General features: G+C 70.5%; 21 protein-coding genes. 14 read left to right on the plus strand and 7 right to left on the minus strand.

Going from position 1 to position 24852, the window contains the following annotated elements:
- Window positions 1–2 precede the first annotated feature (2 nt).
- The 5 genes from ACTFTM_RS13655 (at window position 3) to ACTFTM_RS13675 (ending at window position 7504) form a co-directional block, all read left to right on the plus strand.
- Window positions 3–980 carry an ABC transporter permease gene (locus tag ACTFTM_RS13655; protein ID WP_449566138.1) on the plus strand — a complete coding sequence of 326 codons (978 nt, stop codon included), beginning with the start codon at window positions 3–5 and terminating at the stop codon, window positions 978–980.
- Window positions 981–990: 10 nt separating this feature from the next.
- On the plus strand, window positions 991–2178 hold the full coding sequence (locus tag ACTFTM_RS13660) for a substrate-binding domain-containing protein (protein WP_449566139.1): 1188 nt from the start codon (window positions 991–993) through the stop codon (window positions 2176–2178).
- Between the two features lie 6 nt (window positions 2179–2184).
- Window positions 2185–3036, plus strand: a complete 852-nt coding sequence (locus ACTFTM_RS13665) for a sugar phosphate isomerase/epimerase family protein (protein WP_449566140.1) — start codon at window positions 2185–2187, stop codon at window positions 3034–3036.
- 70 nt (window positions 3037–3106) lie between these two features.
- A complete protein-coding gene (locus ACTFTM_RS13670; protein ID WP_449566141.1) occupies window positions 3107–5503 on the plus strand; it encodes a ricin-type beta-trefoil lectin domain protein in 2397 nt (798 codons plus the stop codon).
- Window positions 5504–5824: 321 nt separating this feature from the next.
- Window positions 5825–7504, plus strand: coding sequence for a glycoside hydrolase family 27 protein (locus tag ACTFTM_RS13675; protein ID WP_449566142.1), 1680 nt, complete (start codon window positions 5825–5827; stop codon window positions 7502–7504).
- A gap of 106 nt (window positions 7505–7610) precedes the next feature.
- Here the strand turns inward: ACTFTM_RS13675 and ACTFTM_RS13680 are convergent, their stop codons facing one another.
- Together ACTFTM_RS13680 and ACTFTM_RS13685 are read right to left on the minus strand one after the other, a co-directional pair.
- A complete protein-coding gene (locus ACTFTM_RS13680; protein WP_449566143.1) occupies window positions 7611–8570 on the minus strand; it encodes a family 43 glycosylhydrolase in 960 nt (319 codons plus the stop codon).
- Window positions 8571–8612: 42 nt separating this feature from the next.
- On the minus strand, window positions 8613–9638 hold the full coding sequence (locus ACTFTM_RS13685; protein ID WP_449566144.1) for a LacI family DNA-binding transcriptional regulator: 1026 nt from the start codon (window positions 9636–9638) through the stop codon (window positions 8613–8615).
- 361 nt (window positions 9639–9999) lie between these two features.
- Here ACTFTM_RS13685 and ACTFTM_RS13690 point away from each other — a divergent pair, with 361 nt between their 5' ends.
- The 4 genes from ACTFTM_RS13690 to ACTFTM_RS13705 are packed head-to-tail and all read left to right on the plus strand — an operon-like array spanning window position 10000 to window position 14302.
- The gene (locus ACTFTM_RS13690) at window positions 10000–11355 is read left to right on the plus strand and encodes an ABC transporter substrate-binding protein (RefSeq protein WP_449566145.1); all 1356 of its coding nucleotides are present in this window, start codon (window positions 10000–10002) and stop codon (window positions 11353–11355) included.
- A complete protein-coding gene (locus ACTFTM_RS13695; protein ID WP_449566146.1) occupies window positions 11352–12323 on the plus strand; it encodes a carbohydrate ABC transporter permease in 972 nt (323 codons plus the stop codon). Before ACTFTM_RS13690 ends, ACTFTM_RS13695 begins: the two co-directional genes overlap by 4 nt.
- Window positions 12320–13144, plus strand: a complete 825-nt coding sequence (locus ACTFTM_RS13700) for a carbohydrate ABC transporter permease (RefSeq protein ID WP_449566147.1) — start codon at window positions 12320–12322, stop codon at window positions 13142–13144. The genes ACTFTM_RS13695 and ACTFTM_RS13700 overlap by 4 nt, the downstream gene beginning before the upstream one ends.
- 3 nt (window positions 13145–13147) lie before the next feature.
- On the plus strand, window positions 13148–14302 hold the full coding sequence (locus ACTFTM_RS13705; protein ID WP_449566148.1) for a serine hydrolase domain-containing protein: 1155 nt from the start codon (window positions 13148–13150) through the stop codon (window positions 14300–14302).
- Between the two features lie 75 nt (window positions 14303–14377).
- Here the strand turns inward: ACTFTM_RS13705 and ACTFTM_RS13710 are convergent, their stop codons facing one another.
- Window positions 14378–15805 carry an endo-1,4-beta-xylanase gene (locus tag ACTFTM_RS13710; protein ID WP_449566149.1) on the minus strand — a complete coding sequence of 476 codons (1428 nt, stop codon included), beginning with the start codon at window positions 15803–15805 and terminating at the stop codon, window positions 14378–14380.
- A 695-nt stretch (window positions 15806–16500) separates the two neighbouring features.
- Here ACTFTM_RS13710 and ACTFTM_RS13715 point away from each other — a divergent pair.
- From ACTFTM_RS13715 to ACTFTM_RS13725, 3 genes are read left to right on the plus strand one after another with little or no spacing between them, the layout of a single operon-like run.
- Entirely contained in the window at window positions 16501–17508 is a 1008-nt protein-coding gene (locus tag ACTFTM_RS13715; RefSeq protein WP_449566150.1) for an ABC transporter permease, read from the plus strand.
- A gap of 40 nt (window positions 17509–17548) precedes the next feature.
- Window positions 17549–18601 carry a substrate-binding domain-containing protein gene (locus tag ACTFTM_RS13720; RefSeq protein ID WP_449566151.1) on the plus strand — a complete coding sequence of 351 codons (1053 nt, stop codon included), beginning with the start codon at window positions 17549–17551 and terminating at the stop codon, window positions 18599–18601.
- Entirely contained in the window at window positions 18601–19413 is an 813-nt protein-coding gene (locus ACTFTM_RS13725; RefSeq protein WP_449566152.1) for an ATP-binding cassette domain-containing protein, read from the plus strand. Before ACTFTM_RS13720 ends, ACTFTM_RS13725 begins: the two co-directional genes overlap by 1 nt.
- Window positions 19414–19517: 104 nt before the next feature.
- Here ACTFTM_RS13725 and ACTFTM_RS13730 read toward each other — a convergent pair whose 3' ends face one another.
- Window positions 19518–20213, minus strand: coding sequence for a FadR/GntR family transcriptional regulator (locus ACTFTM_RS13730; RefSeq protein ID WP_266241432.1), 696 nt, complete (start codon window positions 20211–20213; stop codon window positions 19518–19520).
- Window positions 20214–20221: 8 nt separating this feature from the next.
- Complete coding sequence (locus ACTFTM_RS13735; RefSeq protein WP_449566153.1) at window positions 20222–21616, minus strand: enolase C-terminal domain-like protein; 1395 nt, start codon at window positions 21614–21616, stop codon at window positions 20222–20224.
- Window positions 21617–22039: 423 nt separating this feature from the next.
- Here ACTFTM_RS13735 and ACTFTM_RS13740 point away from each other — a divergent pair, with 423 nt between their 5' ends.
- A complete protein-coding gene (locus ACTFTM_RS13740; RefSeq protein ID WP_449566154.1) occupies window positions 22040–22534 on the plus strand; it encodes an N-acetyltransferase family protein in 495 nt (164 codons plus the stop codon).
- A gap of 78 nt (window positions 22535–22612) precedes the next feature.
- Here the strand turns inward: ACTFTM_RS13740 and ACTFTM_RS13745 are convergent, their stop codons facing one another.
- Complete coding sequence (locus ACTFTM_RS13745) at window positions 22613–22966, minus strand: TraR/DksA family transcriptional regulator (protein WP_449566155.1); 354 nt, start codon at window positions 22964–22966, stop codon at window positions 22613–22615.
- A gap of 35 nt (window positions 22967–23001) precedes the next feature.
- On the minus strand, window positions 23002–23949 hold the full coding sequence (locus ACTFTM_RS13750) for an ion transporter (protein ID WP_449566156.1): 948 nt from the start codon (window positions 23947–23949) through the stop codon (window positions 23002–23004).
- 158 nt (window positions 23950–24107) lie between these two features.
- Here ACTFTM_RS13750 and ACTFTM_RS13755 point away from each other — a divergent pair, with 158 nt between their 5' ends.
- The gene (locus ACTFTM_RS13755) at window positions 24108–24800 is read left to right on the plus strand and encodes a TetR/AcrR family transcriptional regulator (RefSeq protein ID WP_449566157.1); all 693 of its coding nucleotides are present in this window, start codon (window positions 24108–24110) and stop codon (window positions 24798–24800) included.
- Window positions 24801–24852: the final 52 nt, after the last annotated feature.

Consider the following 24852-nt stretch of genomic DNA (forward strand, 5'->3'; position numbering starts at 1 on the left):
CCATGCGGGTCGCCGAGCGTCGTCCGCTCACCCTCCGGATCCGCCCCGACGGAATCGCGCCCATCGCCGCGCTCCTGGCGGTGCTGCTGATCATCATCGCGTTCGTCCAACCCGACTTCCTCGCCCCCGGGTCGCTGATGTCGTTCCTGGGCCGCTCCGCGCCGATCATCCTGCTCGCCGCCGGTCAGTACTTCGTGATCGTCAGCGGGGAGTTCGACCTCTCGGTGGGCTCCCTGGTCACGGCGCAGGTCGTCGTCGCCGCCCGCCTCATCGACAGCGACCCGTCGCGCACCTGGCCGGTGGTCGCGTTGCTGCTCGTCGGCGGCGCGTTCGTCGGGCTGGTCAACGGTCTGGTCACCACGGTGCTGCGGGTGCCGTCCTTCATCACCACCCTCGGCATGTTCCTGATCCTCGTCGGCGCCGTCTACCTGTGGTCCGACGGCGCACCGAAGGGCGGCCTCTCGGAGGAGTTCCGCCGGTTCGGTCGGCGGGCCATCGAGGACGTGCCGCTGCTCGGCCGCATACCGTACGCGCTGCTCGTGCTGGTGGTCGTCGCCGTGATCGCCGTGGTGCTGACGCGCTCGGACTTCGGCCGCACGCTCGTCGCCGTCGGGGACAATCCGCGCACCGCCGAGTTGAGCGGCGTACGCGTCGGTCTCACCAAGACCATCGCGTTCGTGCTCAGCGGTGTCGCGGCGGCGGTCGCGGCGATCCTGCTCGGCGGGTACAGCGGTGTGTCGTTCCAGGCCGGCGTCGGCCTGGAGTTCGCCGCGATCACCGCCGTCGTGCTCGGCGGGGTCGCCCTCGGCGGCGGTCGGGGCTCGGTCGTCGGGGCGATGCTCGGCGCGCTGACCCTCGAGACGCTCTTCGCGTTGATGAACTTCACCGGCGTGTCCGGTGCCCTCAGATCGACCGTCCAGGGCGTGATCATCCTGCTCGCGGTGGCGGTCTCGGCTTCGCGTTCCTCCTCCTCAAGATAAAGGTGATTCGATGAGAAGATCCATGATCGCCCTGGCCGCGGTGGGCGTGCTGGCGGTGGCCGCCGGGTGCGCCACGGACGAGCCGACCGCGTCCCCGTCCGGCAGCGCGTCCGCCGCACCCGGGTCGGGCACCGGCGAGCAGTCCAAGTTCTTCGTGCAGGCCGACTACGACAACGAGTTGGCGTTGCTCGACGCCGCCCCGACGGGCCCGGCCGACAAGCCGTGGGAGCAGGTGCTCAACCCGAAGATGGTGGACACCGCGAAGTTCAAGAAGGCCGGTCCGCACAAGATCTGCTTCTCGAACGCGGCGCTGAACAACCCGTGGCGGCAGGTCGGGTTCAAGACCATGCAGGCCGAGGTGGAGGCGCAGCGTTCCCGCATCAGCGAGTTCGTGCACGTCGACGCCGAGGGCAAGGACCAGAAGCAGATCGCCGACATCAACGATCTGCTCGGCAAGAGCTGCGACGCGCTCATCGTGTCGCCGAACACCACCGCCACGCTCACCCCGGCCGTCGAGGCCGCCTGCAAGGCCGGCCTGCCGGTGGTCGTCTTCGACCGGGGCGTCAACACCACCTGCCCCGTGACGTTCATCAACCCGGTGGGTGGCTACGGCTTCGGGCACGTCGGCGCGGAGTTCGTCAGCCAGAAGATGAAGCCCGGCGGCAAGCTGCTGGCACTGCGTATCCTGCCCGGCGTCGACGTGCTGGAGACCCGCTGGTCAGCCGCGAAGATCGCGCTGGACAAGGCGAAGGTCGACGTCGTCGGCGTGGAGTTCACCGACGGCGACCCCGCCAAGACCAAGAAGATCGTGAACGACTACATCCAGCGGTACGGCACGATCGACGGGGTCTGGATGGACGCCGGAGCGGTCGCCGTGGCGGCGGTCGAGGCGTTCCAGGACGCCGGCAAGCCCGTACCGCCGATGAACGGCGAGGACCAGCTCGACTTCCTGAAGCTCTGGAAGGACAAGCAGCTCACCGCCATCGCGCCGACCTACCCGACGTACCAGTGGCGGACGCCGATCATCGCGGCGCTGAGCATCCTCGACGGCACCCAGGTCTCCAACCCGTGGAAGCTGCCGCAGCCCACGATCACCCAGGACAACCTGGACCAGTACCTCGACGCGAGCATGCCGCCCCTGCACTACGCGATGTGCGGCTGCCGCGACCTGCCCGGCTACCCCCAGCGCTGGAAGTAGGTTGCGGTGTACGCCATTGGCGTCAACCCCTGGGTGTGGGCCTCGCCGGTCGACGACGAGGCCCTCGCCCGGCTGATCCCGCGGATCGCCTCGTTCGGATTCGACGCGGTCGAACTGCCGATCGAGCAGCCCGGCGACTGGGATCCCGTCCGCACGCGGGACCTGCTGGCCGAGCACGGCCTCGCCGCGGCCGGGGTCTGCGCGGTCACCCCGCCCGGGAGGGACCTGGTGGACGCCACGCCGGCCGTCGTCGAGTCGACCGTCGCGTACCTCATGGGGTGTGTGGCGAGCGCGGCGACGGTCGGCGCGCCCTGCGTCGGCGGGCCGGTGTACGCGGCCGTCGGGCGTACCTGGCGGATGTCGGCGGCGGCCCGCGCGGCCTGCTACGCCGACTTTCGGCAGGCGCTCGCGCCGGTCGCCGACTCAGCCGGCGAGTGCGGCGTGAGCATCGGTGTCGAGGCGTTGAACCGCTACGAGACGAGCGTGGTCAACACCATCGAGCAGACGATCGAGGCGATCGACGGCCTACCCGCGAGCGTCGGCATCATGATCGATACGTATCACATGAACATCGAGGAGGCCGACCCCTACGCCGCCCTCGCGCTCGCCGGCCCGCACATCAAGCACGTCCAGGTCAGCGGCACCGACCGGGGCGCGCCCGGCGCGGACCACTTCGACTGGCCCCGCTTCTTCTCCGTCCTGCGGGGCACCGGCTACCGGGGCGCGGTCTGCATCGAGTCGTTCACGGCCGAGAACGAGACCATCGCCACCGCGGCGTCGATCTGGCGGCCCCTGGCCCCCTCCCAGGACCGCCTCGCCGTCGACGGCCTGCGCAACCTCCGGAAGGTCGTCGCCTGACCGGGCGTCGGCAGGCCCACGTTGTTAGCGCTAACCACCACCACTCCCCACCACTCGAGGAGACCGTCCCGTGTCCGTCCCATCCATCACCATGGCGCGCAGGCTCCTCGCCGGCGCCGCCACGGCGGCACTGACCGCACTGGTCGCCGTCACCGCCTCGGCCACACCGGCCGCCGCGGCGACCACCACCCTCTACGCGTCCCCGTCCGGCAGCGGCAGCACCTGCTCCGCCAGCCAGCCGTGCTCCCTGGCCGGCGCCCAGGCGGCGGTACGGACGCTCAACAGCTCCATGTCCGGCGACATCGTCGTGGAACTCGCCGACGGCGTGTACCGGCTCACCTCGCCGCTGCGGCTGACCGCCGCCGACTCCGGCACAGGCGGCTACCAGGTGATCTGGCGGGCGGCCGCCTCGGCCCGTCCGACGATCAGCGGAGCGCGGGCGGTCACCGGGTGGTCGCTCGTCGACTCCACGAAGAACATCTGGCGGGCCAGCGTCCCCGCCGGGCTGGACAGCCGGCAGCTCTACGTCAACGGCGCCATCGCCACCCGGGCGCGTACCGCCGTCAACCGCGCCGACTTCACCTTCACCACCAGCGGCATGCGGTTCAGCAACAGCGCACTGAGCTACCTGAACAACGTCGGTAACCAGAACCGGGTCGAGGTGGAGAGCGTCGGCTCGTTCACCGACCGGTACTCGCCCGTGCAGAGCATCAGCGGGAACTTCCTGACGATGCAGCAGCCGGCCTGGAACAACAACACGTTCGGCTTCGACACGCTGTCCCGCCCGCACCGGGCCGGCCCGTTCTACCTGGCCAACGCGTACGAGTTCCTGGATTCGCCGGGGGAGTGGTACCTCAACCCGGGCAGCGGGCAGCTGAACTACATCCCGCTCTCCGGACAGAACATGAACAGCGTGAGCGTGGAATTGCCGCAGCTCCAGTCCCTGGTCAACGTGGGTGGCACGTACGACGCGCCCGCGCACCACATCTCGTTCAGCGGCATCACCTTCACCGGTACGAGTTGGCTCGGCCCGAGCAGCAGCAACGGCTTCGCCGACCAGCAGACCGGCGCGCACATCGTCGGCAGCTGGGCGCGCCCGTCCGACGCGTTGACCTCCTGCCAGGAGGGCTGCCCGCTGTTCGAGGCCACCCGGCCGAGCTGGGCCCAGATGCCCGCGGCCGTGCAGGTGTCGGCGGCCAACACCATCGCCTTCAGCGATTCCCAGTTCGTCAACCTCGGTCAGACGGCCATCGGCATCGGCAACGACGCCAACGCCCACGCGAGCGGTGTCGGCCTGGGCGCCAGCAACATCACGGTCACCCGCTCCGAGATCGCCCGCAACTCGGCCGGCGGCATCGTGGTCGGCGGTGTGCGCGCCGACGCCCACCACCCCGGCGACCAGCGGATGGTCAACCGGAACGTCACCATCAGCAACAACCGGGTGCACGACCTGGGCGTGGAGTACCGGGGCGTGGTGTCGATCCTGACCACCTACGTCAGCACCTCGCTGGTCTCGCACAACGAGGTCTACAACATGCCGTACACCGGGCTGTCGGTCGGCTACGGCTGGGGCGCCAACGACGCCGGTGGCAGCCAGCACTACGCCAACCGGGGCCTGTACAACTACCAGCCGCGCTACTCCACGGCGACGACCGCGTCGAACAACCAGGTCATCGGCAACTACGTGCACGACGTGATGCAGCAGATGACCGACGGCGGGTGCATCTACACGCTCTCGGCGAACCCGGGCGGGACCATCAACCAGAACTACTGCCTGCGGACCAACGGTTGGTTCGGGCTCTACTTCGACGAGGGCTCGCGCTACTACACCGCCCGCAACAACGTGTTCTCCTCCACCGGCACCTGGGCCACCGCGAACTACTACTACGCGGAGAACATGGGCAACTTCACCGTCACCAACAACTGGTCGACAAACGGCAGCACCAACGTGACGAACGGCGACCGGGGCAACGTGGTCAACAGCAACGTGACGGTCTCCAACGGGAACTGGCCGTCGGGCGCGCAGTCCGTGATCGCGGCGGCCGGCGTCCAGAGCGGCGGCAGCACCGATCCGCAGAGCGTGCAGATCGTGGGCGTCCAGTCGGGCCGCTGCGCCGAGATCGGCGGGTCGGTCACGACCAACGGCACGCAGGCCCAGCTCTGGGACTGCATCAGCGGGGCCGCGAACCAGCGGTGGACGGTGACCGCCAGCCGGCAGCTGATGGTGTACGGCAACAAGTGTCTGGACGCGTCCGGCGCGGGCACCGCCAACGGCACCAAGGTGGTGATCTGGGACTGCAACGGCCAGGCCAACCAGCAGTGGAACGTCAACGCCAACGGCACCGTCACCGGCGTGCAGTCGGGCCTGTGCCTGGACGCGAACGGCGCCGCAACGGCGAACGGTACGAAGCTCATCCTCTGGTCGTGCAACGGCGGCACGAACCAGCAGTGGCAGTTGCGCAGCTGAATCACGGCTCGCCCCGGCCGCACTGTCGGCCGGGGCTTCCCGGCGGGCGACGGCGAGAACGCGGCCGGTCGGGAGCGGTTGGTCCCCGTCGGTCACCCGAGACCGACGGGGGCCGGCGCCCGCCCCGTCGACCGACAGGCAGGGCCCGGCCGGCGCCCACCGGCAAGACGTCGAGACATAGAACCAGTTGAATTCAACGAAACGGCTCCGTAATATGACCGGCGTCTGCTGTTAACGCTAACAGTGGTCGTGCTCATGACGTGCCCGCCTCATCCGGGCGGCCGTCCCCCGTGGACGGCACTATCGAAAGGACGCTCCCGTATGAAGCGAATCGTCCGAGCCCGCCACTGGGGGCGGGCCGCGGCGGCCGGGCTCCTCGTGGCCGCGGCCCTCGTGGGCCTGCGGGCCCCCGGGGCCCAGGCGCTGGAGAACGGCGTCGCCCGGACACCCCCGATGGGGTGGAACAGCTGGAACACCTTCGGTTGCAACATCAACGAGGGGCTGATCCGGCAGACCGCCGACGCGATGGTCAGCAATGGAATGCGCGATCTCGGCTACCAGTACGTCGTGGTCGACGACTGCTGGTTCAACCCGAACCGCGACAGCGCCGGCAACCTCCAGGGCGACCCGACCCGCTTTCCCAGCGGGATGAAGGCGCTCGGCGACTACCTGCACGCCCGAAATCTGAAGTTCGGCCTCTACCAGGTGCCGGTGGACAAGACCTGCGCCCAGTACTTCAACAGCTACCCCGGCGCGACCGGCAGCCAGGGTCACGAGGCGCAGGACGCCCGCCAGTTCGCCGCCTGGGGCGTCGACTTCCTCAAGTACGACTGGTGCTCCCCGAACGGCAGCATCAACGACCAGGTCACCACGTTCGCCAAGATGCGGGACGCGCTGGCCGCGACCGGCCGGCCGATCGTCTACAGCATCAACTCCAACAGCATCCACGCCAAGACCGGCCCGCAGCGCAACTGGGGCGACGTGGCGAACATGTGGCGTACCACCGAGGACATCACCAACGCGTGGGACACCGGGCAGACCAACGGCTACCCGATGGGCATCCAGAACATCATCAACGTGACGGTGCCGCTGGCCTCGTACGCCCGACCCGGTGGATTCAACGACCCGGACATGATGGAGGTCGGCCGGGGCGGCATGAACGACACCGAGATGCGCAGCCACTTCGCGATGTGGGCCATCATGGCGTCGCCGTTGATCGCCGGCAACGACGTCCGCAACATGAACGCGGCCACGCAGACGATCCTCAAGAACGCCAACTTGATCGCCATCAACCAGGACGCCCTCGGGTTGCAGGCGAGCCAGGTGTCGTTCGACGGCACCCGCCGCGTGCTCGCCAAGCGGCTGGCCAACGGTGACGTCGCCGTCGCCCTGTTCAACCAGGGCGGGTCGGCCACGACGATCTCCACCACGGCCGCCGCCGTCGGCAAGTCCGGCAGCTCCTTCACCCTGCTGGACGCCTGGAACAACACCACCAGCACGAGCACCGGCAGCATCTCCGCCAGCGTTCCGGCGCACGGGACGGTGGTGTACCGGGTCAGTGGCGGCGACACCAGCACGCCGCCGCCGACCACGCCGCCGCCGACCACCACGCCGCCGCCGACCACCTCCTTCGCGCTGGCGAGCGTTGCCTCCGGCCGCTGCCTGGACGTCCCGCAGAGCAACACCACCAACGGCACCCAGCCGGTGATCTGGGACTGCAACGGGGCCGCCAACCAGCGGTGGACGGCCAACGGGCAGACCCTCCAGGCGCTCGGCAAGTGCCTGGACGCGCCCACCAACGCCACCGCCGGCAGCAAGGCCCAGATCTGGGACTGCAACGGCGGCGCCAACCAACGGTGGACGTTCAACTCGAACGGCACGATCAGCGGGGCGTCGTCGGGCCTCTGTCTCGACGTCAACAACAACGCGACCGCCAACGGCACCACGGTGCTCCTCTGGACCTGCACCGGTGCCTCCAACCAACGCTGGACCCGGCGCTAGCCACACCGCGCTGACAGCTCGACAGGTCCGGTCCGGGGCGGCACGGCCCCGGACCGGACCTGTCGTCGTCCGGCCCGTCGAGCCGGGCACGGGCGTGTACCGGCGGTCAGTTGGCCGCGTCCGCGTCGGTCTCCGTCGGATGCAGGGTCAGCCCGGTCGACGGGTGGTAGCGCACCGGCACGGGGTCGCTGAGCGCGCCCACGAACACCCCGTCGACGTGGTCGAGGAAGCCGATGAGCGACCAACCACCGGCCGGTTCCGGGACGAGCCGTGGCGCGTACAGGTGCGGGTGGGTGACCGGTCGGGCGCCGGCGATGTCCCACGGCCCGCGTACGCTCGGCCCGGTCGCCGCCCAGATGCGGTGGTCGTCGCGCCGGGCGCCGGCGGTCGCGTCGGCGCTGAACAGCAGCAGGGGCTGCCCGTCGACGACCGCGACCTGCGGCACCTCCAGGTGGCCGAACCCGGCGGGCGTCGACAGCGGCGGCCGGACGGTCCAGGTGAGCAGGTCGGGCGAGGTGGCGTGGCCGACGACGCCGCGCGCGTCCGCCGTTCCCGTGGCGGCTCGCGCCGTGACGAGCATGTGCCAGCCGTCGCCGTCCGGGTCGGGGAACACCCAGGGGTCACGCCACGCCTGCTCGTACCACAGGTCGCTGTCGAGCAGCTCGTACCACGTCGGGTCGGCCCGTACGACCGGCTCGTCGCCGTGTCGGTGCCAGGTGGTCAGGTCGTCGGAGACGGCCAGGCCGATCCGTTGGACGAGCCCGTCCTCGGCCCGGGAGACACCCGTGTAGTAGAGGTACCACCGCCCGTCCGGGCCGCGCACCGTGCACCCCGTCCAGGTCGCCAGGTCGTCCCAGGCCGGCTCGTCGGCGGGGACCACGGCGTCGGCGACCAGACGCCAGGCGCGCAGGTCGGTCGAGACGGCGTGACCGATGCTGGCGCGGCGGTGCCGGCGGTGCGGATCGTGCAGGGCGCGGGAGGCGCGCAGGAAGAACGCGTGCCAGAGGCCGTCGTCGTCGCGGGCGTACCAGCTGTCCCACACCCAGTGGTCGGCGAGCTGAAGCATGCCCGCGAACCTAGCACTAAACCGGTTTAGCGCCCGCCCGGGTCAGTGCGCCGGCGGTGCGATCGACCGGCGTCGGCGCAGCGGCATCGCGACGAGCGACGGTTCGGCGGGGCCGCCGTCCAGGAGCAGTTCGACCGCGCGCCGCCCCATCTGCTCGTGCGGTAGCGCGGTGGTCGCCAGGCTGGGGCGTAGCCAGGCGGCGATCGGGTCGTCGTCGAACGAGATCACCGAGATGTCGTCCGGGACGTTCAGGCCCGCCTCGCCGAGCGCCTGGTAGGCGCCGAACGCCAGCCGGTCGTTCATGCAGATGATCGCGCTGGGTCGCTGGGGACGGTTCAGCAGAGCGCGCGTGGCGGCGTAGCCGTGCTCGGGCAGCCACTCGGTGCAGAAGGACTCCGCGAGGAGGGTGACGCCCGCGTCGCCCAGCGCCCGCTGGATGCCGCGCAGGCGGGCCCGGGCGGCGAGGGAGATCTCGGGATCGCCCTCCTTGAGGCGGTTGCGGCCGATAAGCGCGATGGCGTCGCGGTGACCGTACTCGAGCAGGGCGGTGGCGACGGCGCGGCCGGCCCGGTCGTCGTCGGGAAGCACGCAGGGCAGGCTGTCGGAGCTGGTGGCGTTGAGCAGCACCACCGGGCCGCCGAGGATGGCCGGAGGCACCGTGAGCCGCCGGGTGGCCATGGCCGCGTAGATCACCCCGTCGACCTGCCGGTCGAGCATGGCCTCGATGGCGTACTGCTCGAAGGTGGCGTCGCCCTGCGTCTCGGTGATGAGCAGCACGTGGTCGCGTTCGCGGGCGGCGTCGAGAGCGCCGCGGATGAGGCCGCCGGCGAAGCGGGTGGTGGCGACGATGTCGGAGACGAACGCGATGGTCGCGGTCTTGCGGGTACGCAGGCTGCGCGCCGCGAGGTTGGGCCGGTAACCCAACTCCTCGGCGGCCGCGAACACGCGCTGGTGTGCCTCGGCCGAGAGTCGCGTGCCCTCCCTGCCGTTGAGCACCATCGACGCGGCGGTCTTGGACAGCCCGGCCCGCCGCGCGACGTCGGCCAGGGTTGCTCTGTTGCGGCCCATCAGTCCTCCGAATCAGGCGCGGCGCCACGGGCTCCGCTCCTGCCCATCATGATGCGTCGGCGCCCGGGGTCCGGCCCCGGTCGGGTCGGGCGCGGGTGTGAACCCGATGTTTCCGGACCGTTGCCAGGTTGTCCTTGACAGCCCTCCGTGTCACGCGCATGCTCTGCTAAATCAGTTTAGCGGCCGCTTTTGGCGCGTCGGCAGACGCCGCCGGTCGCCGGGCTGAGTCGGTACGCGAGCGCGGCGGCGCGAGGTGGTCACGGCGTACGTGTCGTGGTCGCCCGCCCGTCGCGAAGGTCCCGGTGGAGCCGTCGCGCGGCCGTGGGTCGTGGGACGCGCGGAGGAACATAGGAGTCATGACATGGCACAAACGCTGACGACAATCCCGCGACGCGGCGCGCTGGTCCTCGCGCCGCTGCTGGTGCTCGGGCTCGCCGCCACGGCGTGCAGCGCGCCCGGAGCCGACCGGTCGTCGACCGCCGGGCCCGACGCCGCCGTCAAGACGGACCTGGGCACCGAGCCGGTCACCCTTGAGATGTACGCGGAGACCGGCTTCCCGCTGGCCAAGGCCCTGGCCGACGAGTTCTCCAAGCAGCACCCGAACGTCACGTTCACCATCCGCGAGGACCAGTTCACGGTCATCGTGGAGAACGCGCCGCGCGTGATGGCCTCGGACAACGCGCCCGACATCATCCGGCTCCCCACGATGGTCGACCTCGTCAAGGACGACCTGCTCAAGAACCTCGACCCGTATGTCACCGCGTACGGCTGGGACAAGTTCCCCGCCTCGCAGCTCGTGCAGTTGCGCGTCGGCGACGGGACGCGGGGCGTCGGATCGCTCTACGGCATGGGGCTCGGCTACAGCGTCACCGGCGTCTTCTACAACAAGAAGCTGGCCGCCCAGGTCGGCATGACCCAGCCGCCGGCCACGGTCGCGGAGTTCGAGCAGCTGCTGGCGAAGGCGAAGACCAGCGGGGTCCAGCCGATCATGCAGTTCAACAAGAACACGGCGGGCATCAACTTCCCGCACCAGGCGTTGCAGAACCAGTTCGGCGACCCGGCCCAGGTCGCCGACTGGATCTTCCAGAAGCCGGGGGCCACCTTCGACACGCCGGCCGCGCTGAAGGCCACCCAGACCATTCAGAAGTGGGCGCAGGCCGGCTACTTCACCAAGGACGCCAACGCCCTGGACTACGCGGGCATGGTCGGGCAGTTCCAGAAGGGCAACGGCCTGTTCATGTTCAACGGCGACTGGGAGTCGGCGAACCTGGACAAGGCGATGCCCGGCAACGTGGGCTTCTTCCTGTTCCCTGGCGAGGCCGCCGGCGCCAAGCACGTCGCGATGTCCGCTCCCAACACCTTCGGCGTCTCCGCCAAGGCCAAGAATCCGGACGCCGCCGCGTTCTTCCTGAACTGGGTCCACACCAACGCCAAGGCGCGGGAGATCGCCGTGACGGTGGGCGGCTCCAGCCCGGGCGGCCCGAGCGACCTTCCGGTACCGGCCGCCGCCCCGAACACCGTGCTGGCCGAGACCCTCAAGGCGGCGCAGCAGCTCGGGGCCGAGAACGGCGCGGTCGACTTCACCGCGAACGCGACCGGCGGCATCTTCGCCGCCGCGATCACGCCCGAGATGCAGAAGCTGATCGCCGGCCAGCAGACGCCCGAGGGGTACGTCAAGGCGGTCCAGGCCGAGTACGAGAAGGAACTGTCCCGATGACGTCTGCCCTCGGCAGCGCACCTCCCGGGCGGGACGGCCAGGCGTCGTCCGTGGGTCGTCCCGCCCGTCCCGCGTCCACGCGGGCCCACCGAGGCCGGTGGGCCCGCGCGGCCGGAACCGGCTGGTTGTACGTCCTGCCCGCCTTCGTGATGTACGCGGTCTTCGTCCTGCGGCCCCTCGCCCTGACCGTCCAGTACTCGCTCTATGACTGGAACGGGATCGGGGTCGCCCGCTGGGCGGGCCTGGACAACTACGTCACGGTCTTCACCGACAGCGACCTACTGAAGATCATCTCCAACGCGATCATTCTGATCGTCTTCTTCAGCCTCATCCCGGTCGCGCTCGGGCTGCTGGTGGCGAGCCTGGTCCGGCGGATCACCACCGGCGCGTTCGGCACCGTGGTCCGGACGATCCTGTTCCTGCCCCAGGTCATTCCCCTGGTGGCGGCCGGCATCGCCTGGAGTTGGCTGCTCTCCACCAACGGGCTTGTCAACCAGGTGCTGCGCGCCGTCGGGCTGGGCGGCCTGGCCCGCGCGTGGCTGGGCGACTTCGACACGGCGCTGCCCGCCGTCGGGGTGATCGGAGCGTGGGTCCTGCTCGGCCTCTGCACGATCCTGCTGGTGACCGGCATGAGCAAGATCGACCCGGCGCTCTACGAGGCCGCCCGCCTGGACGGCGCGGGGCCGGTCCGCGAATTCCTCGCGGTGACCCTGCCCAGCCTCCGCCAGGAGATCGGGGTCTGCCTCACGGTGACGATCATCGCCGCGCTGGCCAGTTTCGACATCGTCTACATCTCCACCAGCGGCGGACCGGGACTGCAGACCACCGTCCCCGGTCTGGAGATCTACCGGCTCGCCTTCTCGCAGCGTCAGGTGGGATTGGCGTCGGCGCTCGCCGTCGTCCTGATGCTCCTGGTGCTGGCGTTCGTGCTGCCGATCCAGCGACTGACCCGGGGGGAGAAGCCGTGAACCTGAGCCGACGTGAGCAGCTGACCGGTCGCATCTTCCTGATCGCCCTGATCCTCGTCACCCTGCTGCCGTTCGTCAGCATGCTCTCGGCCGCCCTGCAACCGCGCGGCACCGTGCCCGACGGCCTGGCCTGGCCGTCGGACCCGCAGTGGGGGAACTTCGCCGACGCGTTCACCGCCGCCAACATGGGTGCCCTGCTGCGCTCCAGCCTGCTCATCGTGGCCGGCGTCGTACCGGTGTCCGTGCTCATCGCCACCATGGCCGGTTTCGGGCTGGGCCAGTTGCGGGTGCCCGGCGGCCGGCTCGTCTTCGGGCTGCTGCTGCTCGGCCTCACGCTGCCCTTCGAGGCCGTCGTCACCCCGCTCTACTACCAGATGCAGGACCTCGGCCTGCTCAACACCCGGTGGGCCATCATCCTGCCGCTGATCGGCCTATACATGCCGTTCGCGGTGTTCTGGATGCGCGCCCACTTCACCAACGTGCCGGTCGAGCTGTCCGAGGCCGCCCGGGTGGACGGCAGCAGCACCTGGCAGATGTTCTGGCGGGTCCAGGTGCCGCTGGCCCGCCCGGCCATCGCCTCGCTGACGATCCTGATGTTCCTCTGGACATGGAACCAGTTCCTGCTCGCGATCGTCCTCGTCGACGACGCCACCAAACGCACGATGGCCGGAGCGCTCGGCGCGTTCCAGGGCCAGTGGGGCACCGACCTCGTGCTGCTGTGCGCTGGTTCGCTGCTGATCCTCACACCTACCCTCATCGTGTTCCTGATCTTCCAGCGACAGTTCATCAAGGCCCTGATCCAGGGCTCACTGAAGGGATAGGCAGTGGCCACGCAGCCGCAGGTCCACGGCGACGTCGACGAGCGCTACGGGCGCGTCGCCGACGCGTTCCGCGACAACTTCACCTCCCGCGGCGAGGTCGGCGCCGCGGTCACCCTCTACGTACGGGGCCGCAAGGTCGTCGACCTGTACGGCGGGCTCGCCGACGCCCGCACCGGACGGCCCTGGGCGGCGCACACGCCGGTCGTCGTCTTCTCCTGCACCAAGGGGATCCTGGCGATCTGCGCGTACCTGCTCGCGCAGGAGGGACGCCTCGACCTCGACGCGCCCGTGACGCGTTACTGGCCGGAGTTCGGCCAGCACGGCAAGGCCGACATCCCCGTGCGGTGGCTGCTCACGCACCAGGCCGGCCTGCCGGCGCTGGACCGGCCGCTGACCCTCGACGAGGTGCTCGCGTGGGACCCGGTCATCGCGGCCATCGAGGCGCAGACCCCACTGTGGCAGCCGGGTACGGCGCACAGCTACCACTCGATGACCTACGGATGGCTCGTCGGCGAGGTCATCCACCGCGTCACCGGCCAGCTCCCCGGCGCGTACTTCCGCGACACCGTCGCCCGTCCGCTGGGACTGCGCACCTGGCTCGGGCTACCCGCCGTCGAGCGCGACAGCGTCGCCTGGGACCTGGCTCCGCCGCCGGACGCCGACCCCTTCGTCGATCCGGTCGCCGAGCGGGGGATCACCATGGGCGGGGCGTTCGCCTTCCCCGCCGACGCCGACGGTCTGGTCAGCTTCAACGATCCGGCCATCCAGGCGGCCGGCATCCCGGGCGCGGGCGCGGTGAGCACCGCCGAGGGCCTCGCGCGCCTCTACGCGGCCTGCGTGTCCGACGTGGGCGGCGGGCCCCTGCTGACCGGCGCGTCGGTCGACGACGCGGTCGTCGTCCGTTCGCGGGGCCAGCAACGGCACGGCCCGCCCGACACCGGCCAGCGCTGGGGCACCGGCTTCCTGCTGCACTCCGAGCCGGCCCGGCCGCTGCTGGGGGAGCGCAGCTTCGGACACGACGGCGCCGGCGGCAATCTCGCCTTCGCCGACGCGTACCACGAGGTGGGGTTCGGCTACGTGGTCAACCAGATGTACGGCGCGGGCGACGAGCGTGCCAACCGGCTCACCGCCGCCGTCCGCTCCTGCCTCGACGCCTGAGGCGGGCACCCCCGGGGCGCGCGGTCGTCCGCGACGCCCCGGGGGTGCCCAGGGGGTGAGCTGAGAGGGGACGGGTCAGCTCGCGGTGCAGGTCGGAGTGGCGGACGGACCAGCGCCGGTGCCCTGGAAACCGAACTCGGTGCTGCCGCCCGCGCCGATCTGGCCGTTGTACTCGACGTTGCGGAAGTCCACCGCACCCGAGGAGCCGCTGGCCTGCGCGCTCCACGTGTTGGTCACGGCGGCGCCCGAGGGCAGCGTGATCCGGACCGACCAGCCCCGTACGGCCGTCGAGCCAGCGTTGACCTTGACCGTGGCGACGAAGCCACCGTTCCAGGAGTTCAGCGACACCGAGGCGGTGCAACCGCTACCGGTGGGCGGAGGGGTGGTCGGCGGCGGCGTCGTGGGCGGAGGGGTGGTCGGCGGAGGAGTGGTGGGCGGCGGGGTGGTGGGCGGCGGCGTGGTCGGGGTGCCGGTGCCCGCGTTGAGGGCGTTCAGGACGGAGGTGTACGCCGCCTTCTTGTTGCCCGAACGGTCGAACAGCAGCGGGTTGTCGTTACTGCGCCACGAGTCGCTGTCCCGTACGCCCCACACCGTGATGCCGGTGCAGCGGGGGATGGCCATGCAGGCCCGGGTCACCTGGGCGTAGGCGTTGGCCTGGTTGGAGCCCTGGGCGATGTCCAGCTCGGTGATCTGGACGTCGACGCCGAGGTCGGCGAAGCGCTGCAGGTTGGCCTGGTAGTCACCCGGCACCGTGGTGCCGAGGTGGGACTGGAAGCCGACGCAGTCGATCGGCACGCCGCGGGACTTGAAGTCGCGGACCATGTTGTAGATGCCGGTGGACTTCGCGTTGACGCCGTCGGTGTTGTAGTCGTTGTAGCAGAGCTTGGCGCCCGGGTCGGCGGCGCGGGCGGCGCGGAACGCGGCCTCGATCCAGTCGTTGCCGGTGCGTTGCAGGTTCGAGTCGCGTCGGCCGCCGCTGCCGCCGTCGGCGAACGCCTCGTTCACCACGTCCCAGGCGTAGATCTTGCCGCGGTAGTGGGTGGCGACCTGGGTGACGTGGTTGATGGCGGCGTTGCGCAGCGCGGTGCCGGACATGCTCTGCGCCCAACCCGGCTGCTGCTGGTACCACAGCAGGGTGTGGCCGCGGACGATCATGCCGTGCGACTGGGCGTGGGCGACGATCTGGTCCCCGCCGCTGTAGTTGAACCGGCCCTGCTGGGGCTCGGTGGCGTCCCACTTCATCTCGTTCTCGGGAGTGAGCTGGTTGAACTCCCGGTTCACGATGCCAGCGAACTGGCTGTCGGACAGCTTGAAGGCGGGTACCGCGGCGCCGTAGTAGCGGCCCTTCTCGGCCGCCGAGGCACCCAGCGTGGTGCCGGCGTTGGCGGCCGAGGTCACCGCCACCGTCGCGGCGATCGCCGCGAGGGTGGCCGCGAGCGGCACCAGCACCCGACGGCCCCGGAGCGGGGGTCGCGGTGCGCGTTCGTCGGGGATCTTGTCCATGGTCCTGCCTTTCGACAAATGGTGGCGGCGGAGTCGAGGTCGGGCTGCCCGGGGATCCCTACGGGGCGGGATTCGGCGGTGCCCGGGACGGTCCGGCGGGTCGACATCGGCGATGCCTGCGGGGCGGACGTCACGAAGGGGCGACCGCGTGCGCGGACGCGGAGACACGGCGTACGCCGGACAGGTGTGGCTCGGACAGGTCAGCGGCCGTCGACCGGGTCAGGGGACCCGATGCCCTTCGAGGTGCCGATGATTCCGAACGGAGGGACGTGCCCTCGACTCCTTGGCGGAACATAGCATGTTATCGATAACATGCTCAAGGCGAGTGGCGACCGGGCAGCGAGCCTCTTCGATGACGACGTCCGTGCCGTCCAGGTCGGACGTTACCGCTAACAGCGCGTCCGGACGCGACGCTCGCCAGCACCCGGTCGCAGGCAACACGTTTTTGGTCCGACGTATCGTTCCCGAGACGCGCATAACGATGCCACAACATGGCGGTAAGACCTTGGCAACACGAGTGTGACCATGGCAAGGTAACGCCTGATCACAGGAAACATCTGATCTATCGTGCAAGCGCTGCGGGTGTTACCCCGTGCGTGACTTCCTGGGGAGGTCCGGTTGCGAAGGACAGCGTCGATCGCCGGCGGGGGCGCGCGCCGACAAGAGAACACAGTGGACGAGAGCCGGGCCGGGCGATGAGTGCCGCCGAGGCGACCGGACAGGCCCGGGGCGGGGCGCTCAACGACTGGCTGCGCGAGCGCATCTCCCACGCGCTGTCCGAGTTCACCGCCGCGACCGCGCTCATCGTCCTGTTCATCGCGCTGAGCTTCGCCAGTCCCTACTTCCTGACCGCGGACAACCTGTTCAATATCGGCGCGCAGACCGCGGTGATCGCCATCATCGCCGCCGCGCAGACGATGGTCATCATCACCAAGGGCATCGACCTGTCGGTCGGCTCGGTCGCCGCGCTCGCCGGTGTGGCGGGCGCGATGGTCGTACGGGATCTGGGTTTTCCGCTCCTCGCGGCGACGGCGGTCGCGATCGGCGTCGGCGCCCTGGCGGGACTGCTGAACGGCCTGCTGGTCACCGTCGCCCGGATACCCCCGTTCATCGCGACGCTGGGCACGATGTCGGTCGGCCGAGGACTGGTCTTCATCATCACCGGCGCGGTCGGCGTCTACGGGCTGCCCAAGTCGTTCCAGCTCCTCGGCAACGGGGAGATCATCGGCATACCGTTCGCCGTCGTGATCACCGCCGTGGTCGCCGTAGGGGTCGCCTTCCTGCTCTCGCAGACCCGGTTCGGGCAGTACACCTACGCGATGGGCTCCAACCTGGAGGCGGCCCGCCGTTCCGGCATCGCGGTGGGCCGTCACCTGACCTACGTGTACGTCCTGGCGGGCGTCCTGGTCGGTCTCGGCGGCATGATCGCCGCCTCCCGGGTCAACTCCGGCCAGCCGAACTACGGCATCTCCCTGGAACTCGACGTCATCGCCGCCGCGGTCATCGGCGGCGCCAGCCTGTTCGGCGGGCAGGGCCGGATCGTCGGGACCATCATCGGCGCCTTCCTCATCGCCCTGGTCCGCAACGGCGCCGTCCTGCTCGACATCAGCATCCACTACCAGCAGGTGATCGTCGGCCTGATCATCTGGGCTGCCGTCTACTTCGACCAGTACCGCCGTCGGCGGCTGGAGTCACGGGGCTGACCTGCCGTTCCCTGAGCCCACCAGAGGAAGGACGAACACCATGGCACACACCACCACCAGCCGACGTCCACGAGGTCGCCTCCTGCGCGCGCAGGCCATCCTCGCCGCCGCCGCGGCGACCGCTCTGCTCAGCGCCTGCGGCGGAGTCGAGGTCCGCGACGGAGGCGACGGCGCGACGAAGGACGCGTCCGGGCCGCTGAAACTCGCCGTCGTGCCCAAGGCCGTCGGCGCCGACTACTGGAACACCGTGAAGGCGGGCGCCGAGTGCGCCGCGCAGCGCGCCGGCAACGTCACCGTCCAGTGGGACGGGGTGACCACCGAAACCGACGTCGAGGGTCAGGTCAACCTGATCCAGAACTTCGTCACCAAGAAGGTCGACGGGATCGTCTACGCGGCCACCGACTCGCGCGCGTTGGCGCCGGCGACCGACCAGGCGATCGGCGCGAACATCCCGGTCGCGATGATCGACTCGGGCACCAGCCCGCAGCCGTCGAGCGTGCCGCTCTTCGCCACCGACAACAAGGCATCGGCCGTCGAGGCGGCGAAGCTGCTCGCCACCGAGCTGGGCCCCGGCAACCACGACGTGGCGCTTGTGGAGTTCCAGCCCGGCTCGCAGACCAACACCGAACGGGTCGACGGCTTCAAGGAGGGTCTGAAGCAGTTCCCCAACCTCAAGCTGGTCGGTCAGCAGCCGAGCCGCAGTGACGTCAACGAGGCACGGCGGGTCACGGAGAACATCCTCACCGCGAACCCGAACCTGGCCGGCATCTTCGCGGCCAACGAGCCGAGCGTGCTCGGCGCGGCGCAGGCCATCCAGGCGGCGGGCAAGTCCGGCAAGGTGGTCATCATCGGCTGGGACGCCGCCCCCGACGAGATCGCCGGGCTGCGCAACGGCCAGATCTCGGCGTTGGTCGTGCAGAACCCCTTCAAGATGGGCTACTTCGGCGTCGACAAGATGGTCAAGCACCTGCGGGACAAGGCGCCGCTGGCGTCGGCGGACACCGGCGTCACCTTCGTCACCAAGAAGAACATCGACTCGACGGAGATCAAGGCGGTCCTCGAGCCGAGCTGCGCCAACCCTCCGGTGCAGTGATGGCGACGACCTCCGCGCCGACGGCCGACAGCGACCAGCAGCGGTCTCCCGAGGAGTCGCCGGTTCTCGAAGCCCGCGGGATCGTGAAGCGGTTCGGCCACGTCGAGGCGCTGCGCGGCGCCGACTTCACCGTCCACCGGGGCGAGGTCGTCGCGCTCATCGGCGACAACGGCGCAGGCAAGAGCACGCTGGTCAAGACGCTGTCCGGTGTGCACCCGCCCGACGAGGGTGAGATCCGGGTCGGTGGCCGCCCGGTCCACTTCGCGACTCCGGTGGACGCCCGGCGCGCGGGGGTGGAGACCGTCTACCAGGATCTCGCGGTCGCCGACGACCTCAGCGTCGCCGCCAACCTCTACCTCGGTCGGGAGATCCTGCGTACCGGGCTGCTCGGCCGGCTGGGGCTGCTGGACAAGCGGGCCATGCGGCAGGGCGCCGCAGCGGCCCTCGACGAGCTGGGCGTACGGATCCCCCGGGTCACCACGCCGATCGCCATGCTGTCCGGCGGGCAGCGGCAGTGCGTCGCCGTGGCCCGGGCGATCATCTGGGCGACGAACGTGGTCATCCTCGACGAGCCCACCGCCGCGCTCGGCGTCGTGCAGACCGAGCGGGTGCTCGACGTGGTCCGTCGGGCCCGCGAGGCGGGCATGTCGGTGGTGCTGGTGAGCCACAACATGCCGCAGGTGCTCGAGATCGCCGACCGGGTGGAGGTGCTGCGCCTCGGCAGGCGGGCGGCTCGGCTGCGCGCCGACGAGGTCACCACCGACGATCTGGTCGCGGCGATGACCGGAAGCATGAGCGCGGAGCGGGACTAGGGCCTGGCGGTGACGGGGGTCGCCCGCCCGTGACCACGCGCGGCGGACCGGCAACGGTCCGACCGACGAGCGGTCACGGGCGGGCGATCAGCGTGCGGACGCCCTCAGCCCTCGTCGGGCAGGCCCTGGAGCGATTCCTCCACACCGATGAGGTGGTTGGCCATCCGGGTGCGGGCCCGCTCCGGGTCGCGCGCCCGGAGGGCCTTCAGGATCGCCACGTGCTCGTCGTGGGTACGCCGGTCCGCGCCCTCCTCGTGCAGGCTCCGCCAGAGCCGCCCGCGAAGGGTGCGCCCCGCGAACGCCTCGATCAGGCCGATGAGCACCGGGTTGTCGGCGTGCGCGGCGATGATCCGGTGGAACGCGATGTCGATTTCCATGATGCGCTCGTGGTCCTGCGGCGAGCGGCCGGCGATCCGGGCCGCCTCGTCGAGCAGTTCACCGGCCTGGGCCAGGGCCTCGTCGGTGATCCTGGTCGCGGCCAACCTGGCGGCCTCGCACTCGAGCAGGCGGCGGACGGTGTGGATGTGCCGCCCGTCGCCCTGCCCCTGGAAGTCGACCACGAAGCCCATCGGCGCCAGCAGTTGTGGCGCGTCGAGGTTCGTGACGTACGTGCCGTCGCCCTGGCGGATGTTGACGATGCCGAGGATCGACAGCGCCGACATCCCCTCGCGCAGCGATCCCCGCGAGACGCCGAGGGACTCGGCGAGGTCCTTCTCGATGGGCAGGCGGTCCCCGGGTTTGAACGTCCCTTCCAGGATCATCCGTTTGATGCCGTTCACCACCTCGTCGGTGCGGGACATGACACCTCCTAGCGGCCGGCGGGGGTGGCCGCTCCACCCGCGATCACGTACGGCTCCGGAGATGACACGGTAGCCGTCTCGGTCGAGGCCCAGTAGCGACCGTCCGGGAACCGGTACCGTTCGATCGACTCGGGGTGCATGCGGGTGGAGTAGCCGGGCGTGTCGGGCAGGACGTACCCGCTGCCCCACCCGGTGTCCCGGATGACACACGGATCGGTGAAGTGCTCGTGCAGGTGGTCGACGAACTCGGTGACGCGGCCGGTGAGATCCCCCGAGACCGCGACGTAGTCGAGCACCGACACGTGCTGGACCATCTCGCAGAGCCCGACGCCGCCGGCGTGCGGGCACACCGGAACGCCGAACTTCGCCGCGAGCAGCAGCACCGCGACGATCTCGTTGATGCTGGCCAGCCGGCCGGTGTCCAACTGGCAGAAGTCGATGGCCTCGGCCTGGAACAACTGCTTGAACATCACCCGGTTGTGGCAGTGCTCGCCGGTGGCGACGCCGACCGGAGCAACCGCGCGGCGTACGGCCGCGTGGCCGAGGATGTCGTCCGGACTCGTCGGCTCTTCGATCCACAGTGGCGCGAAACGGGCCAGCGCGTTGACCCACTCGATGGCCTGGTCGACGTCCCACACCTGGTTGGCGTCGAGCATCAGGTTGCGGTCCGGACCGAGGATCTCGCGGGCGATGGTGCACCGGCGGATGTCGTCGTCGAGATCGGCGCCCACCTTGAGCTTGACGTAGCCGTAGCCGGAGTCGACGGCCTCCTGGCACAGCCGGCGCAGCTTGTCGTCGCCGTACCCGAGCCAGCCCGCCGAGGTGGTGTAGGCCGGGTAACCGGTACGCCCCAGCTCGGCCAGGCGGTCGGCCTTGGTGCTCTGCTGGGCCCGCAGGATGGCCAGCGCCTCGTCCCGGGTCAGCGCGTCGGACAGGTAGCGCAGGTCCGCGATGTCCACGAGTTGCTCGGGGGACATGTCGGTGAGCAGCCGCCACAGCGGCTTGTCGGCCAGTCGCGCCACCAGGTCCCAGGCGGCGTTCAGCACGGCCGCAAGGGACAGGTGGACGACGCCCTTCTCCGGGCCGAGCCAGCGCAGTTGGGTGTCGGACGTGAGCATGCGGTAGACCGCGCCCATGTCGGCCGCCATCGTGGCGACGTCCAGGCCCACCAGGCGGTGGGCCTGGTGGGCCGCCGCCGCCACGACGATGTCGTTGCCCCGACCGATGGTGAAGGTGAGGCCGTGACCGGCCAGCGGCACGCCGGCGCCGTCGACGCCGTCGGTGTGCAGGATGACGTAGGCCGCCGAGTAGTCGCCGTCCTTGTTCATGGCGTCGGACCCGTCAGCGGTCAGCGAGGTGGGAAAGCGGACGTCCTCGACGGTGACGCCAGTGATCTGCGGCATGCGCTCCTCGCCCGGCTCGGCTAAAGATCAGATGATCATTCGGAGTATACGGAGGGCGGTTTGGATGCGTCAACGACGCCAATGGGTCCGTACGCATAGACATCCAACGTTTCATTGTCCACTCCGTGGTGGACGGCGGTGGTGGCTCACGACGGCTCACGCCGCTGCGGTCCGGTTGCGGTAAGGGAACCTGCGAGTTGCGGGGAAGGTTCGACGTTCGAATTTCCGGCTGGTCGAGCCGACGTGACGGGCCGCCACCATCGAATCGATACATCACATCTTTCGGTGGGCGGGCGCAGCACGTGCGGGACGCCGGTGAGCACGGCGGGAAGCCGGTGCCCCCGCACGGTACAACTGTCTGATAGGACAGACCCACGACACCGTCGAGGGACGTGCGCGACGTACCAGATCGGAGCCCGACCCGTGGCCGAGACGACCCTGCGACCGATGAGTCCCGGCGACGCCGACCGCGTCCTGGCGATCTACCAGCTCGGCCTCGACGGCGGGGACGCCAGCTTCGAGGTCACCGCGCCGACCTGGGCGGAGTTCGACGCCAGCCGGCTCGCCGCGCACCGGTTCGTGGCGGTCGCCGACGGCCTCGTCCTCGGCTGGGTCGCCGCCACGCCCACGTCGCGCCGCCCGGTCTACGCCGGCGTCGTCGAGCACTCCGTCTACGTCGACCCGGCGGCTCAGGGGCGCGGGGTCGGCCGGCTGCTGCTCGACGCGCTGATCACCTCGACCGAGGACGCCGGCATCTGGACGATCCAGTCCGGCATCTTCCCCGAGAACACCGCCAGCCTGGCCCTGCACCGCCGGGCCGGGTTCCGTGCCATCGGCGTACGCGAGCGGATCGGCCGCCACCACGACCGCTGGCGTGACGTCGTGCTGTTGGAACGCCGCAGCCCCACCGTCGACTGACCGGGAGCCGTCGACGCGGCCGGCCGCGGCCGACCCCGCGACGTCCGCCGGCAACCGGGTCCGCGGCCGCCACCACCGTCACCGCCGGCTGGCGCAGGCGACGCAGGTACGCGCCGACGGGCGGGCGGCGAGCCGTTCGGCCGGGATGGGGCCGGAGCACCGTTCACAGGTGCCGTAACTGCCCGCGGCGACCCGGATCAGGGCCTCGTCCAGTTCGGCGCGGCGTCGACGGGCCGCGTCCAGGACGGCGCTGAGTTGTGCGCGTTCGAAGGCGATCGTGCTGCCCTCGGGGTCGTGTTCGTCGTCGGCGTTCGACGACCGGGACGCCTCGAACAGGCTCCGCAGGTCGCCCTCCAGCGCGGCGATCTCGACGGTGGTCTCGTCGCGTCGCCGGAGAAGGTCCGCGCGGACCGCGGCGGGATCGGTGTCCATGGCGGTTCCACGCTACGCGTGCGGACGGGCGCGGGTCACCGTTCGGAGCGGGCCTGGACGCGGTGCGGCCGGCCGTGCGGCTCCTCCCGGTCGATCCTCAACTCCCGCTCCAACTCGCCGATGACCGCGCGCAGGTCGTCCAGTCGCTGGGTGAGCGCGATGCGGTCCACCTCGTCGGGTATGCCGTCACCGTCCTCGTCGTAGCCGGGGGCCAGGCGCTCGGTCATCTCCAGCCGACGGGCCTCCTCCATGGAGTTCACGATGACCGCGATGAGGATGTTGAGCAGCAGGTTGACGGTGATCACCACGTAGCTGACGTAGTAGAGCAGCGTCCACGGCGAGATGGCCAGACCCTGCTCGATCAGGTCCGGCAGCGTCTCCAGCGACAGCAGCACGAACAGCGTCAGCAACGACCGGCCGATGTCCCCGTACTCGTCGGGATACCGGTCGCCGAAGATCAGCCAGCCGGCCATCCCGTACACGTAGAGCGTCACCACGGCCAACGCGAGGAAGCCGGTGACGCCCGGCAGGCTGCGCCACAACGCGGCGACGATGGTCCGCAGGCCCGGCGAGAACCGCACCAGCCGGACCATCCGGGCGACCCGCACCACGCGCAGCAGCGCGGCGTCGCCGTGCAGGCCCGGAACGAAGATGGCGGCGATCACGACGAAGTCGAAGACGTTCCAACCATGCCGGAAGAAGTCCTGTGGACGCCGGCCGTACGCGGCCAACCGGATGCCGATCTCGATGGTGAAGACGGCGCGGAAGAACAGCTCCAGCCCGTGCAGCGCGCCGGGCGCCGGGAACAGCCCCTCGTACGTCTCCAGACCGAGCACGATCCCGTTGGCGAGGATGACGACGACGATGCCGACCTCGAAGGGCCGCGAGCGGGCGAGCCGTGCGCAGGCCTCGGCCACGGTGGGTGGGCGACCGTCGGGGCGTGACCGGTCGTCCCGCTGGGCGGGAGCGGACGTTCCGCTCACCGGGCGGCCGATCGGTCGGTGTGTGCCGAGGTCGCCGCGCGGGCCCACATCCGGTCGTCGTGGCGGCGCGGAAGCATGGCGACCACCCTAGTGCGTAAGGAGCGCCGGCCACGCGGCGCCTGAGCGGCCAGCCCTGTGACCTCTTCTAGAGTGACGGGGTGACCGACGCAGCGGGGAGGTCCGGCGACCGCGCGGCCAGCCGGCAGCCGATCTGGGCCCGACCCGAACGGGGAACCCGTGGCCCCGCGCCGACGCACAGCCGGGAGGCGATCGTCGCGGCGGCGATCGCCCTGGCCGACGCCGAAGGGCTCGCCGCGGTGTCGATGCGCGCCGTCGCGGGCGCGCTCGGCACCGGCGCCGGTTCGCTCTACCGGTATTTGTCGTCCCGCGACGACCTGCTCGATCTCATGACCGACCGCGTGGTGGGGGAGTTGCGGCCGTACCCGCCGGAGCAGGACGACTGGCCGGACGAGATGCTGCTGGTGGCCCGCCAGCAGTTGGCCCTGTTCCGCGCCCACCCGTGGCTGGTGGACGTGATCCAACGGCCGTCGGGCGTCGGCCCCGAGAGCCTGGCCTGGTTCGACAACTGCATCCGGATCTTGGAACCCGTGCGCTGCGCCGTCACCGCGAAATTCGAGGCGATCGCCGTGCTGACCGGTGTGGTGAGCCTGTTCGCCCGCAGCGAGGCCGCGGCCGGGTCACCGAGCTTCGCGGGCGTCGATCTCGGGGCGTACCCCCATCTCGTCGCGGCCCTCGGTCGGGTCGGGCCGCCGACGCCACCGACGGACCTCTTCGAGCGGGCGCTGCGCAGCCTGCTGACCGGCCTGCTGACGCCGTCGTCCGCCGGTTGACCGGGCGGGCGACGGAGGGCGTGCCCCCGTCGCCCGCCGACGCGACGAAGCC

The organism is Micromonospora sp. RB23 (genome assembly GCF_053585025.1).